This window comes from Paenibacillus sp. Marseille-P2973, from assembly GCF_018101095.1.
Classification (GTDB): Bacteria; Bacillota; Bacilli; order Paenibacillales; family Paenibacillaceae; genus Fontibacillus; species Fontibacillus vini.
This window is the reverse complement of the sequence record NZ_JAGQEH010000002.1, coordinates 154,225-169,581: the sequence shown is the minus strand read 5'-3', so window position 1 is coordinate 169,581 and position 15,357 is coordinate 154,225. Positions and strand designations below refer to the sequence as shown.

Annotated in this window: 5 protein-coding genes and 1 pseudogene; all 6 read right to left on the bottom strand. The window is 47.6% G+C overall.

Annotated elements, in window-relative coordinates; genetic code table 11:
* Window positions 1-79: 79 nt before the first annotated feature.
* Window positions 80-4,552, bottom strand: a complete 4,473-nt coding sequence (locus KB559_RS04195; RefSeq protein ID WP_211020470.1) for a beta-L-arabinofuranosidase domain-containing protein — start codon at window positions 4,550-4,552, stop codon at window positions 80-82.
* Between the two features lie 111 nt (window positions 4,553-4,663).
* Window positions 4,664-5,353: a dockerin type I domain-containing protein gene (locus tag KB559_RS25550; RefSeq protein WP_481856433.1), complete on the bottom strand. Its 690-nt coding sequence runs from the start codon at window positions 5,351-5,353 to the stop codon at window positions 4,664-4,666.
* 1,230 nt (window positions 5,354-6,583) lie between these two features.
* Window positions 6,584-8,158: pseudogene (locus tag KB559_RS25545) on the bottom strand (glycoside hydrolase family 43 protein); the annotation flags it as partial.
* A 140-nt stretch (window positions 8,159-8,298) separates the two neighbouring features.
* The gene (locus tag KB559_RS04185; RefSeq protein WP_211020468.1) at window positions 8,299-9,291 is read right to left on the bottom strand and encodes an S-layer homology domain-containing protein; all 993 of its coding nucleotides are present in this window, start codon (window positions 9,289-9,291) and stop codon (window positions 8,299-8,301) included.
* An 88-nt stretch (window positions 9,292-9,379) separates the two neighbouring features.
* The gene (locus KB559_RS25445; RefSeq protein WP_211020467.1) at window positions 9,380-12,628 is read right to left on the bottom strand and encodes a family 43 glycosylhydrolase; all 3,249 of its coding nucleotides are present in this window, start codon (window positions 12,626-12,628) and stop codon (window positions 9,380-9,382) included.
* A gap of 348 nt (window positions 12,629-12,976) precedes the next feature.
* Window positions 12,977-15,259: a glycoside hydrolase family 3 N-terminal domain-containing protein gene (locus KB559_RS04175; protein WP_211020466.1), complete on the bottom strand. Its 2,283-nt coding sequence runs from the start codon at window positions 15,257-15,259 to the stop codon at window positions 12,977-12,979.
* Window positions 15,260-15,357 lie beyond the last annotated feature (98 nt).

Genomic DNA, 15,357 nt, shown 5'->3' with positions numbered 1-15,357 from the left:
TAAATGCAATTCCTATAATTCACTTAACAAAATTTTACAATGGTTATACAGTCAATATAACCTAACGATCAACTGTAAATCAATCCAATATTTTAGTAGCGACGAACGCAAGATCCGTAATGTCGATCTTGTTGTCGCCGTTCAGATCGGCGATCTTCGCTTTCGCCCAATCCTGGCTGGCGGAATTCTTACCGTAATGGTAAGCAACGATCGCAAGGTCGCCCACATTGATGACTCCGTCTTTGTTCAGGTCCGCGGATACTTCCTTAATGACTGCGGACTTGAAGATGTCAATTGCACGCAGCAGATCAGTGACGGCACCGTCAACCTGAGACTGCGTAGCGCCCGAGTTGTCTTTCACCGCTTTAGCTGCGTTAATCGCAATGCCGAAGGCATCTTTGGCCGCTTGCGGATATTGACCAGGCAGCGTGCCTACGACTGCGGCGTTATACAAGTTCTGTGCATTCGTAATCGCAGTGTTCAGTGCCGTCTTATCGACGCCAACATCGGTGCTTCCAACAGAAATGACCTTCCGGTCTGTGCCCGCCTGGACCACGGCTCCCTCGGATGTTCCCAATTCCGCCCGGGTTACTGCAATCGCACCGCTTGTGTTCTGAACACCGGATTTCACCTTAAAAGTCAGATCCAGAACTGGCGTGCTCGCTCCTGAAATGCCTCCGATATTGGCGGAGATCAGTCGAAGTTCCCCGGCATTCGCCTTATCCTCTTTTACAACTTGGATGGTGTTGTTCGCACCTGCCGCAATTACATAGTCAAACACTTTGGCATCATAGGTTAAAGTGAAGTCTTGGGCATAAACACTTTGGGTAACGCTGTTCAGATGAACTGCAACTTTAAAGCTGCTACCAGCCTTCACACTGCTGTCTGCTGAAAGTGCAGCCGTTACTTCTTGTGCTTGCTTATTGATGCTAACAGTATAAGCCCGTTCTGTTACTCCATCTTCAGCTACCACTCTGATGTTCAAAGTGGTCAAATCGGTTGGTAAGGAGATTTTTCTTTCTGCGGTATCGTCAATTAATACATCATTAACATATACCAAAGCATTTGCGTTCTCAGGAGTGAATTTGACGAATGACTCGGCAGCATTTTTGGGAACAGAAACGGAATAATGGTTATCCTTTAATGTCGCCGGTGTTCCATCGGCTGTGACACTTTGGAGGTTCGTGCTATTGTTATAATCCTTCAAAATGGAAACCGTACCGAATAATCTGCCGACGTAGCTCGAGCCTCTATTGGCAAACTTTACGGTTACTTTAGATTTTCCCGCCAACAAATTTGCCGGGATTTGATATCTAACATCATAGAATTGATCAGGGGTTTTAGCTTCTATGGTTTCTTCCTTAATAAGACTACCGTCCACATAAACATTAAAGGTTCTTCCTTTATCACCGCTATGGTATCTGGTAGATATATAATTCGTTACGGAAGGATCGACGGCCATATCATAACTAAGCCAGGCGGCTCCGGATGTCCCGCTCCAAGCTTGCCGGTATTGTTCGCCCCCGAAGGAACCTCCTCCCGTATTTCCTTGCAGATTATGTGCCAATTCGTGCTGATCATTCGTAATTTGTACCTCATCGATCTTGGCAATCGCCTTTTTCGCGGCCGTCTTTTTATTCAAAATGTTTTTCTGGAAAGTCGGTGAATCCAATGCGGATAAATAGAAGTAAATCCCGTATCTTTCCTTGTACAAAGTATAGTAGGGCGTAAATTTCAAGTGGTTATCTTCATCTGTATTCCGCAGTGTGAATTCCAGTTTACCTTCCGTCTTAACCAAATTATTGTTAATATCACGGACCCAATCATTAACATTGCCATCCTTAATAAGGATGTAATCCTTGAAGGTAACGCCCGCAGGTAAATTTGCTTTCTGTGAAGCAAGATGCGGAATGGCGACCATTTGCTCTGTTCCAAGTCCCGCGCTTAAAACAAGAGGACCATAAGTAAATGCTGCCGCTTCAGGATTATCTTGAAGAGTTGAGACTTGGACTTCTAAAGGAAACGTCAATTCAACAACATCCCCTGTCTTCCATACTCGGTGGATATCCATATATCCTTCGGATGCTTCCGCACTCATTGTTTCTCCGTTGATCTTCATAGCTACTTTTTGGCCTTTTGCAACCCACTCCGGCGATCTGAATTTAATCGTAACGGCTTCGGAAGGTGCGGCATTAATTGTAAACGTTGCTTTGTCGCTTTGGGGAATATCCGTTGCCTGAGTCAATTGAAGACCCTTTTCGGTCCAGTTCAATTTCGAACTCAAGTACATGTTGACATAAAGTTCTTGTTCGGTGTGAAAATAGATACTGTCATCCAGTTTCGTAAAATTCTCCATCCCGCTTCCCGTATCGCACCAGAAACTATCGAACTCGGTAGAGAATACTTTAAAATAACCTGTACCCATCGGTTTAAAGTACGTACTCATGCCGGTCTCCGGATTAATGGAGGACATAATCTCATTTTGCAATGTTTTCTCATAATAATTTGCATATTTAATATCTCCGGTAAGCCTGAACAACTCTCTAGTCAGCTTTAACATGTTATAAGCGTTACAAGTTTCATCATTAATGTTATTCCTGTAATTATCCAACTGCCCGGGTTCTCTAAAATGCTCATTTTCGCTATTCCCGCCGGTTACGTAGGTATGGTCATTGACCACCATTTCCCAAAAGTTCTCCGCCGCTTCAAGGTAGAACGATTCTGCCTCACCTAATGTACGATAGCGATTCAGTGCGCCGATAAACTTAGGGATTTGTGTATTCGCGTGCTTATTCGCCAATACGTCTTGCCCATTGACAATGGACTTAAACAGGGAATCTTCGTCAAACATATGGGCTGCTGTTAAATGATTCTGATTATTGGAATATTTATATAATTCATACAATGCGTCGTTTATACCGCCATATTCAATATTCAATACTCTTGTATGCGTTGAATCGTTCCATGTTTGAGTTCTGTTATACGACCAATCTCCCAATTTACTCGCAATATCCAAGGCGTCTCCATTTCCTTCGTATTTATAAACATCCACAAGCCCCATAATTATTTTATGCATGGTGTACCATGGTACCCAGCTTTGTCCCTCGATCTTTCCTTCAATCACATCAAAATGGGTTTCCGGTGTTGCAAAAACATACCCGTTACTGCTTGCATTTTGACATGCTTTCAGCTCACTGATCACGTAATCAATTCTGCTCTTGATTTGTGCATGCTGTGCCGGATTCTCTTTCGTTTGTTTGTAGGCCTGTGATAGCGCTGTCAAATAATGTCCCAAGGTGTGCCCTCTAAGATAGCTCCAGTTGCCTTCCCAACCGTTGTAAAGCTCCGCTTTCTTAGGTAAACCCGCTACGGTTCTAAATCCCGACAAAAGACGGTCCGGATCAAGCTTTAATAAATACTCAACATCTTTATTGAAGGCATTCACATAAAACGGGTCGGTAACCTCTACCTGATCCATGTCGAAATTTTTGATTTTGGCCGAATCACCTAAATATATACTTGTCTTCACGACAACAGAAAATGTTTTTGTTAAGGTGACTGAACCATACGTTACAGTGGCTTGTATACTGACCGGAGTATCTACCCCTGGATCTGTAAGCACTCCTGTGTTTGATATCACGTCCGTATTCGATGAGTTCCACGAAATGGTACTTCCGTTTATGCCTTTAGTCGGGAAAGTAAGATTGCCCCTTGTTGTTTCCGGCAGAGAAATCGCATCCAAATCTTGTTGTGCAATCCTCTTTTCGTCTATTATGCCGCCTTCCGCTTTATAAACGCCCCGGATAGCTTCATCTGTAGCTGCCACACTATATATTTTGAATTCGTCCACGTTCAGTTTGGAGTAGCCTCCGCCATATAGCGGAGAGTTGAATCCTAAATATTTGTGATCCGTATTATTTGCTGCAATGCTGCCGCCCTGTTTATTATATAAAACCTTTTGAGCTAGACCGTTACGATAAATCCCAACATTTTTTGTTGCATTGTCATAGGTGACCGCAATATGCGTCCACTCTCCAACGGGAAAGAAGGTGCTTCGATCCCCTGTAACATACGATTCCTGTACGCCAGTTCCCGTTGAAAGCTTTAACGGAACTGTATCACTCAAGATGCTTAAATACCATCCCTCTCCCATCCAGTTTCCGCTTGGCTTGTTCCACATGATCATGTGTTCGCCTTTTAACGTAGAGTCGGGTTTCACCCAGAAAGAAACCGTCAGGTTCTGTGGTTGTAATGCTGCTGAAGTGCCTAAATCAATATAATTATTGGTTCCGTTTAGTTGTAATGCCTTACCGACCTTGCCATCCACATAATTTGCCGTCCCATTTAATATTCCTTGAATTCTGTTACTGGAGGAATCTGCAATATTATTTTCAAACTTTAATTCCAGCTGTTTTGAATCATCCAACCCTGCAGCATATGCCGGAATTGTGGAGCCTAAAAAACCGGACATCAGATTCGCCGCCAATGTTACCGATACGATATGAATTACCGTTTTTTTCCTCGACTCTTTTTTACCTTTTAGCCGTTTCATTGATATACATCTCTCCTTGCGTTTTATATGAGGAATTGAGCGTAATCAAAGCTGGTGTGAGAACGAGGGATGGCATGCAAAACACCCCATCCCTCCTCACTTATGGTAGTTTTAGTCGGTTATTTTAGTGGCAACATACGCCAAATCCGTAATGTCGATCTTCTGGTCGCCGTTCAGATCGGCGATCTTCGCTTTCTCCCAATCCGGGCTGGTGGAATCCTTGCCGTAATGGTAAGCAACGATCGCAAGGTCGCCCACATTGATGATTCCGTCTTTGTTCAGATCCGCGGATACTTCCTTGATTACTGCGGACTTGAAGGTATCGACCGCACGGAGCAGGTCGGTGACGGCGCTGTCGACTTGAGACTGCGTCGCGCCCGAGTTGTCTTTAACCGCTTTGGCCGCGTTAATTGCAATGCCGAAGGCATCTTTAGCCGCTTGCGGATATTGACCAGGCAGGGTGCCTACGACTGCGGCGTCATACAAGTTCTGTGCATTCGTAATCGCGGCGTTCAGTGCCGTCTTGTCAACGCCCACATCGATGCTTCCTACGGAAATGACCTTCCGGTCCGTGGCCGCCTGGATCACGGCTCCCTCGGATGTGCCCAATTCCGCCCGGGTTACTGCAATCGCACCGCTCGTGTTCTGAACCCCGGATTTCACCTTGAAGGTCAGATCCAGAACCGGCGTGCTATCTCCCGAGATGCCTCCGATATTGGCGGAGATCAGTCTGACTTCACCTAAGGTGTCTTTGTCCTCTGTAATCAGCTCCACATTATACGTTGCGGATGTTGCGCTCATATAGTCGAATACGCCGGCATCATAGCTCAGAGTAATGTCCTGAGCATATATGCTTTCTTCCAGGTTGTTCAGGTTCACCCCGACGGTAAAGCTGCTTCCCGGCTTCACGCTGTCCGTTGCCGACAGTGTAGCCGCAGGTTCCGTCGGTTCCGGCTCTTCCGTGGACGGCCAGACAGGATCCGCCGTGGAGGTGCTCGTCGTCAAATAAATCCGGTCGATCGTCAGTCCGTCTTCCCTGCCCCAGAAATTTAATTCATGCTCGCCGGTGTTGAAATTTAATGGACTTCCCCCAGGCACGACGGAGCCGCCGTTACTGAGATTCACCCATTTGAATTGTCCGCCGCTGATTCCCTCAATCCCGTTGGAAGTGAATTTATACTGCTGATCCACTCCGACATGGAGAGAATCGGAATTGAAATCCACACTCTTGGCGAGGATCCAAAGCTGATAAGCCCCAGCTTTCGGGATATTGATCTTATATCCAAGCCTGGAGCCTGTTGCGAGGGTCGCTGCATCCGTTCCGGACATATTGAAGCCGGTATCGGGTCCGAAGAACATCGCCTTCGAGGACTGCCCGTCGACAAGCGACCAAGTGTGGCCATCAATGGTGCCGTGCACGTAAGCTTCCTCCGAGTTGTCCGCCGCTTTTTCGGCCTCAATAGCTACAATCGCGGGAGTATTAACGGTTACGCTAATTTCAGTTGTTGCCGCTTCGCCCAATTCTCCCCGATAACTTACGACGACCTGAGTCGTTCCGCTGGCTTTTGCAGTAATCGTACCGTTTGAAACATCTGCTATATTCGGACTTGGATTGTTGTAAGTTGCTTTTTGGGTTACGTCTTCCTTATGTCCGTCTTGATACTCGGCGATGACTTTAAAAGTAGCCTTTTGCCCGGTATCCAGAGCAAATGAAGGATTGTCGACCGTAATCTGTTTGACCGACAGTTCACTGTTCAGGTCTTTTACGAGTATATTTATCGAATCCGTTTTTCCGCCGAAGCTGATATCGATGGTTGTTGACCCATATCCCACGCCGGTGATTACTCCGTTCTTAATGTCGACAATACCGCTTTGGGTAGGTGTTGCGCTTGCCTGAGCAGTAACATCCTCACTTGTTCCATCGCTATAAACGGCTACAACCTCCATTTTTGCCGTGTTGGTTCCGGAAACCAGATCGATTTTGTTTTTATCTACGGATGCATTGATGGCTACAAGATCGCGAACCGCATTCTTCTTTCCGAACTGCCAATAATCTACCTTGAAGAGGTTACCTGTAGATGCGCCTTTGTAAACCATGTATAAATCGTGAACTCCCGTTGCGCCGGAAATACTGGCTGTCTTCGTTTTCCAGGCGGTTTCGCCGCCCGTACTGGAAATCGGCAGAACTCCGATCAGCGGACCATCCGCACGATCGATATGCAGTTCGATCGTCCCGCCGCTGGAATCGCTAGCCACATTTGCCGTAAATGTTCCTGCACCCTCCGTGCCAAAATCAACCTTGGAAACGGCCGTCCAGTCCCCATTGTTGATGCTGCTTACAGCCAGATTAATGCTGTTAACCATTCCTCCCGGCTGGGTCGTAGTTTCGGTGGATATTCCCCCGTTCCAACCGATCGTTTCTGCCTCAACTCTTTTATAAGGATCCAAATTTTTCAGTTGAGGAACCCCGGCGTAATCGCCCGTGATTGTTTCGATCACTCCGTTTGCATCAAAACTGACCTTATTAATATGTGCATTACGATACCCATGCGGCTGGCCGCCCAATTCCGGTACCAGACCGCTCTCCGCCATGGCCTTAGCCACGGTCTGGGCATGATAAGTCATGTACCATTGGCCGTTAAATTCAAACATGGCATGGTGATTGTTGCCTCCGACTCCGAAGAAAACAGCAGGATTCGGCAATATAGTTTTCACGTAGGTGAATGGACCGAGCGGATGATCACTCACCATGTATGCGATAGTTCCGGTTGGAATATCCGGCGGATGTTGACCGGAAAAGTTTGTGCTGTAGGAGTAGTAGTATTTTCCGTTGTACTTGTTAATTCCCGAATCTTCAAACAGCCATGGCGGATTAATCGGTTTAGCCTTCCCGCCGCTGGCTGCCAAATCCAGGCTGATCATGTCATCGCCTAGCTTTGCAACCCGCGCGGTTCCCGGGTCTTCATCCTTCCCGGCCGGAATTCCCCCGCCAAAATAAATGTATCCGCTTCCATCATCATCCATAAGCACGGCAGGGTCGAACAGCCATGTAACGTTTTCTACGCCTGGAGTGCTTCTGCTGATCAGAGCTTTACCGATCGGATCCGTAAACGGTCCAATCGGACTGTCCGCGGTAAGAACACCGATCCCGTTTGCGCTATCCGCAAAGTACAGGAAAAACTTCTCTTTACCGTTTATCGTTTTATGAGCGGCGGCAGGAGCCCATGAATTGTTTGCCCATTTGGCCGCCCCTTGCTGGCCCGCTACAGGAATTTCTCCGTGGTCTGTCCAGTTCACCATATCATCGGATGAAACCACCGTAATCTTGTTGATACGACTATATCCGTTATCCTTAATTGTACCGTTCGCATTGTATTCAAAAATATCATTGGTCATGTAAATATAAACTCTGCCGTCATAAACCATGGCATAGGGATCAGCCCCAAACTTGTGTGAAAATAGCGGATTAGTGTTGCCGGGAGTCTTGGCAAAAGCCGGGGTAAGCGGAGTTCCTTCCGCCGCCTGAACCTTTGGATTTATCGGGCTTGACGCGATGGCAAGCGTTAGAACCATAATCATGGACAGCAGTTTACTCCATACTCGCATTTTATTAATTCCACCCTTTCATAAATAGGTTAAAAGACGCTTAACTTTTATGTAGGAGCTTCATGCTGCTTAATTAGAACGTTGACACCTCCTTTCCCGGCAGTTCAGTAGCCTGAACAACCTCATGAGAGGTATGACGTTTAGATGTTCAATAACCGGTAAATAATGACGGCTGCTTCCGCCCGGATCGCTGTCTCTTTAGGCATAATCATGCCGTTATAGCCTTCAATGATTCCTTTCTTGACCAACCGGGACAGGGCGTTTACCGCGTAAGCGGATACATCCCCGGAGTCGCTGAAACTGCTCAAATCCGAGTCTTTCTCATCAAGCATTCTTCCTGCAATTTTCATAGCGCGTTCAGCCGTCACCATCATGTCTTGTCTGGTAATTGTTTGCTTCGGATTAAATTTGTCGTCGCCTGTACCCAGAGCAATTCCGAGTTTTTTGGCGATCCCAACTTCCTTGAAATAATAATCGGTCTGTTTGACATCTTTAAAGTTACCTTCGACTTCGGCATCCAACTCCAACGCCCTGACCAGCAAGCTAACGAAGTCCGCTCTGGTAATCTTCGCTCCCGGGCTAAAAGTGGTTGATGAAGTTCCCTTGATGATTCCCGATGTGGCTAGAGCCTCGATCTCCATCCTTGCCCATTCATAGCCAGCAAGATCGTTGAAAGTCGTCTTGTTTTGGTAAACGGTTTCTTTCAATGCCGGGTCCAATGCCTTTACGGATACCAGTTTAATGCCGGCATCTCCCTTGGTTTTCCCTTTAAATTGAATAGAAGCTAAGGCTGTATTCCCTTGCTCGCCTGCCTTTTTTCCGATTTTCGTGAACGCGATCGTCACGGTTCCGTCTTCGGCCTTCGGAGTGATGAAGTAACCATCTAACTTCGACTCGGCTTTATCCAACTCAACGATTTTAGGGTCGAACTTGATGGAAGCTTCATAAGCATAGAGTCCATTCAGGTTATCTCCATTCAATGTTACCGTCAGAGTTTTGTCAGGAAGAGCTTGATCTGAGCTTTTCGTTAGTGAAAACCCAGTCTCCGCTTTTGTATATCCCTTAACGGGCATGAAAGCCGTTGTTATAACTGCAATAAAACAGATCAAGATGGCTAGTTTTCTTTTTCTCATAGGGCTCTCCTTATTTCAGCACGCCCCATCCCTTCGCCTTTCTAAGCGGGACAGGGCGTACTGAGAGATAATTTAACAAATGAATTAACTAATTCAGGATTTTGGTGGCTACGAACGCGAGGTCCGTAATGTCGATCTTCTGGTCGCCGTTCAGATCGGCGATCTTCGCTTTCGCCCAATCCGGGCTGGTGGAATCCTTGCCGTAATGGTAAGCAACGATCGCAAGGTCACCCACATTGATGATTCCGTCGTTGTTCAGGTCCGCGGATACTTCCTTAATGACTGCGGACTTGAAGGTATCGACCGCACGGAGCAGGTCGGTGACGGCGCCGTCAACCTGAGACTGGGTCGCACTCGAGTTGTCTTTAACCGCTTTGGCCGCCTTAATCGCAATGCCGAAGGCATCCTTGGCCGCTTGCGGATATTGACCAGGCAGGGTGCCTACGACTGCAGCGTCATACAAGTTCTGCGCATTTGTAATCGCAGAGTTCAATGCCGTCTTGTCAACGCCAACATCGATGCTTCCTACAGAAATGACCTTCCGGTCCGTAGCCGCTTGAATCACGGTACCTTCCGACGTTCCAAGCTCCGCCCGGGTCACGGCAATCGCACCGCTCGTGTTCTGAACCCCGGATTTCACCTTGAAGGTCAGATCCAGAACCGGCGTGCTATCTCCCGTGATGCCTCCGATATTGGCGGAGATCAATCGGACTTCACCCAAGGTGTCTTTCTCCTCTGTCATCAGCTCCACATTGTACGTTGCGGATGTTGCGCTCATATAGTCAAATACGCCGGCATCATAAGTCAACGTGATGTCTTGAGCATATATGCTTTCTTCCAGGTTGTTCAGGTTCACCCCGACGGTAAAGCTGCTTCCGGGCTTCACACTGTCCGTTGCCGACAGGACAACTGCAGGTTCCGTCGGTTCTGGCTCTTCCGTGGACGGCCAGACAGGATCCGCCGTGGAGGTGCTTGTTGTCAAATAAATCCGGTCAATCGCCAATCCGTCCTCCCTGCCCCAGAAATTTAATTCATGCTCGCCGGCCGTTAAATTCAATGGCGCTCCCCCAGGCACGACAGAACCGCCGTTACTGAGATTCACCCATTTGAATTGTCCGCCGCTGATTCCCTCAATCCCGTTGGAAGTGAATTTATACTGCTGATCCACTCCGACATGGAGAGAATCGGAATTGAAATCCACACTCTTGGCGAGGATCCAAAGCTGGTAAGCTCCTGCTTCCGGAATGTTGATCTTATATCCAAGCCTGGAGCCTGAGGCGAGGGTCGCAGCATCCGTTCCGGACATATTGAAGCCGGTATCGGGTCCAAACCACATCGCTTCTGTGGATTGTCCGTCGACAAGCGACCAGGTATGGCCGTCGATCGTACCGTGCACGTAAGCTTCCTCCGAGTTGTCCGCCGCTTTTTCGGCCTCAATCGCTACGAAGACCGGCGAACTGAAACGAAGAGTATAGACAGCTGCTTCAACTCCGTCCCTTAAGACTTTCACCCTCGCTTCTCCGGGGATTGTCGTAGCTTGGGTGATGTTCACCGTAGCCTTGGGATCGTTTGCCGCCGCGGAAACTTGAGGCGGAGAGGATCCTTCCGGAACATCTATATCATAGGAATATATATTTGGACTGAAGCCCTTCAAAGGAACGCCGTCCAGACGAAGTTCTTTTAAATTCGCATCATCATTAGGACCTTCCAACTTGTCGCCGATTAAAAAATAGTCAAAGTCAACATAACCGCCTGCGGTTTTTGTTGCATAATTGAATAAAGCGAATCGGTAGCCCATAAAATGCGGCAAGGTATATGACATTTGCAGTGTGTTCCCGATCGCCGCCCAGCGGTCTCCATCCAGACTGTAATAGAAGGACGCTTTGTCCGTCCGGTTCTTATAATCGAGCTCAGTCCGTAAATAGACGATGTCCTGATTGATCGGAATAATAGCCGCTTCTACAGCCGACCCGGAGCTTCCATTTACCATCACAATCGATTTTTCAGAACCTGACATTTTAACGCCGACATAACCGTAGTTTTTCTGGAATGCGGAAATTCCGGCCACGTCGCCGTCTTTCATATGGCTGACATCAATAGCGACGGTCCCTGAACTTTCCGGACCGAACGTTCTTTGAGTAAGCGTATTTCTGGCATCCAGGATGCCGGTGCTTGTTCTCCCCGTCGTTAATCTTAAATAGCCGGGACGGTCAGTCAGTGACCAATATCTGTTGTCGGGATTATGGTTCCATTGCCAAACGTAATCAAGGTTGGAGCCGTTATAGTCATTTTCTCCACCGGCTACCTCGGTATGATAGGCACCAACTCTCTCTGTACTCTGATCAAAGTTGTCGGAGGACACCCAGGATTTCGAAAGCTCTGCAGGAATCCCCGTATCATTAACATCACTGAAAACAGGCCAGTCATCCTCGCTCCAAGTCATGGGAACAATGTAAGGAATACGTCCTACCGAGCCATAATCCTGGAACAGCATTCCGTACCATTGCCCGTCAACCGCTTGAACTATGCCGCCTTGGGCCACGCCGGCTCCACTTGTGTTACTCCCGGATTTTAACGCAATTTTGCCTTCATAGGGACCGTCGATCTGATCCGCCTTGTGGACCAGTTGAGTCCGAATTCCCCCGGTCGGCCATGAAATATTAAAGATATAATACTTGCCGTTCACTTTATAAATGTGCGACCCTTCGGCACCTAAACCGCCCGAACCTCCGGGAGCGCTTGCATTTTGAATAATGACTTTGTTCATTCCTCCCGGTTTGACCGCCGTGGCATCCGAAGTAAGCTCGATAACCCGAATGGTTCCATTGCCGTAAACGAGATATACACGTCCGTCGTCGTCAAACAACAGGGACATATCATGATAGACCCCGCCGGCCAGCTCATACTTTTCCCAAGGGCCTTTTTCAATGTTGGTGGTTTGGAAGATATACGTCTTGCCGATATCATTGGAAGCAAATACGACATAAAACATGCCGTTATGATATCTGATATTACTGGCCCATGAGCCTTGCCCATATATGTTTTGCCCATTGGTAAGCGTCTGTTTGTCATTTGCTGCCAGGATGTCATATACATAATTGACGATTTCCCAGTTTACGAGATCCTTGGATTTCATAACGGGAATACCCGGATTCATATGCATCGTTGTACTGGTCATGTAATAGGTATCTTCAACCCTGATTACACTAACATCCGGAACATCCGCCCAAATAATCGGGTTCTTGGCGGTTTCACCCGCAGCATAGATAGATTTACCTGGTAGAAAGCTTATGAAGAAAGAACAAACCAAAACGAGTACCAAACACTTTTTATACATCGTATTTAATTCCTCCCATTCAGGCTTTGACCAATTACGACATAATTCCTATTTTTACTATAGTTACAAATGATAGCGCTTTAATATTTGCGCGTAATAAATTTTCAAATGATATAAATTCCCCCCTCTTCGCCCGTAATATCCCTTCTGCTAACCTGTTCTCCTGAATTTCTGCACTCATTATAACTGCGTCTTTTCATAATCACGATGTAATTTCTTATGAAGAAAGTAGACTTTTTGGTGTTCAAGTTTACTTCTGAATTAAAAATAGGCCCCTGATCCTGGAAAGGAATCGAGAGGCCTGCTTATTAATAGATACATATGACTATCATCTTCTACCCGGAATATTTATTTAACGCTGACCAAGCTTTGAGCCGTTGTCACAGGCAATACGCCCCCGGCTTTTAATTGTCCAAGCAGTACTTTGATCCCGGCGGCCGTATTAGGTTCCTGCTTTCCGTAAACCGCGAGTCCCGACTGCACGTTCTGCAAAAAGATCATCTCATACGGGTTGCCAAGCGATAAAAGAGTGTATCGTTTATTACTCTTGTTTATCTCATTGATCAACGTTTGAACTTCGCTCCATCCGAATTGACTGGCCACGTTACGGAATTGGTAATTAGCCAGAATCACATAATCCGCCTGATTCACAGCTTTGAGCGCCTCCGTCGTTTTGCCTGGACCGAATACGGAAATATTCGTCTTAAGCGACAGGTTGCCTTGGGCTTGGATCAGCTGTTTCTCAAGCTGCTTGGCCTGCTCCTGCTCGGCTGCGACAATAACGACACGGTCCCCTTGATGAATCTGATCCGGAAGCGCACCATCACGGCTGGCCAATACGGTAACCGCTTCTTCTGCAATTTGTTGTTCCACCGCGCGATGCTCCTTGTTACCGATGACGCTGTTAAGTGTGTTCAACTTATGAGTCAGGCTTTCGCTGCGGTCAAACAAGCCATATTCCGATTTAAGTTCCAAGATTTTTTTCACCGAATTATGAATGGTTTCAGTCGGAATTGTTCCGTTCTTCACCGCGTTTACCAGTGTTTGATGTGCAGCTGCCGGATCTTGCGGCATAAGGATGATATCCACGCCTGCGGAGACCGCACGTTCCACCGCTTTATTCTCCCCAAAATGCTCTGCGATCGCATTCATAGTGAAAGCATCGGAAATGATGATGCCTTTATAGCCCAGCTCTTCCCGGAGCAGCCCGGTCAGCACCTTTTTTGATAACGTGGCAGGGATCGGTACGCTGCTTCCGTCCTTCAGTGAAGTAACATGCTCGTCGTCTATTGCAGGGAAAGCAATATGAGCAGTCATGATCATCTCCACGCCGTTCTCAATCGCAGCGCGAAACGGTTTCAGTTCGACCGCATCGAGGCGTTCACGGTTGTGGTTCAACACCGGCATTCCCAGATGAGAGTCTACTGTCGTATCTCCATGCCCCGGAAAATGCTTCACTGCCGCGATGACTCCGGATTGACGCAACCCTTTAATGGTGGCGGTCCCCAGCCGTGATACCAGATCCGCATCGGAACTGAATGAGCGCATCCCGATGATCAGATTGTCCGGGTTGCTGTTAATATCGAGAACCGGGGCAAAATTGACCTGCAGCCCGAGCGCCTTCAGTTCTTCTCCTGTTAGCTTTCCTGCAGCTTCAGCCAGTGCCGTGTCACCGGATGCGCTGAGCGCCATTTGACCCGGTAGATTCGTCCCGCCTGGGATTCGCTTAACAACGCCTCCCTCCTGGTCGATGCCGAGAAAGAGCGGAATGTCCCCTGCTTCCAGTTGCAGGTTATGCGTTAGTGTTGTTACCTGTCGTGCGTCTACAATATTTTTGTCAAACAGAATAAGTCCGCCCAAATCCTGATCGTGGATGCTGCTTTTTATACCTTCATTGACGGTCGTTGTCACTTGACCATTCCATTGCCTGATATCAGGCATCAGCATTTGACCGACCTGCTCGCTGACCGTCATATAGGATATCAGCTTATCCCAATCGTGCGCCTGAATGGCTGATTCGCGCTCGAATCGAATCACCCGGGTCATAAATACGGAAAACTCCGCCCGTGTTACAGATTGATTCGGACGATAGCTGCCATCCGTATAACCGCCGATCAAACCGTTGGAGCTCATGATGAGAATAGGCTCTGCCGCCCAATGATCTTTGGTATCATTCAAACTTACGGTTTGACTTCCTGCCACAAGCGAATAGGCGCGTGTAAGGAATGCCGCCGTCTCCGCGCGACTCATTGCTGTATCCGGATGAAAGGTGCCGTCAGGAAATCCGCTGGCCAGCCCGTGTTTCGCCGCAATAGCAATTTCACGAAAAAAAGGATGGGTTGCCGGAACATCGGAATAATTGGAAGCTCCCGCACCGGATTTCAGCTCCTGAGGATACAGCTCCCGGACCATGAAAGTCACGGCCTGAGCTCTGGTTACCTGCTTCTCGGGCATAAACTTGCCATTGCCGTATCCGGCAACGGTACCTCTTTTGGCCATATAGTTGATGCTGTCCTCGGCCCATTTGGAATGCTGCAGATCGGAAAAACGTTCGCTCGCTGCCGCACTTCCTGCCGAAATAAGCATGGAACCGAGCACTGCACCTAAAATCGTCACCATTTTTACATTCATCAGTTGTACCTCACTTGTTGTTGTATGAAGGATTAGACGCTATGAATGTGCGATTTGTTGCTTTTTCAGCTCTTCTCCAGATTTCGCCAGTCACAAAA

What these genes read in the sequence shown, in the direction of transcription:
- KB559_RS04195 (WP_211020470.1), bottom strand. Translation starts at nt 4,552, where the DNA reads ATGAAACGGCTAAAAGGTAAAAAAGAGTCGAGGAAAAAAACGGTAATT.
- KB559_RS25550 (WP_481856433.1), bottom strand. Translation starts at nt 5,353, where the DNA reads ATGAGCGCAACATCCGCAACGTATAATGTGGAGCTGATTACAGAGGAC.
- KB559_RS04185 (WP_211020468.1), bottom strand. Translation starts at nt 9,291, where the DNA reads ATGAGAAAAAGAAAACTAGCCATCTTGATCTGTTTTATTGCAGTTATA.
- KB559_RS25445 (WP_211020467.1), bottom strand. Translation starts at nt 12,628, where the DNA reads ATGTATAAAAAGTGTTTGGTACTCGTTTTGGTTTGTTCTTTCTTCATA.
- KB559_RS04175 (WP_211020466.1), bottom strand. Translation starts at nt 15,259, where the DNA reads ATGAATGTAAAAATGGTGACGATTTTAGGTGCAGTGCTCGGTTCCATG.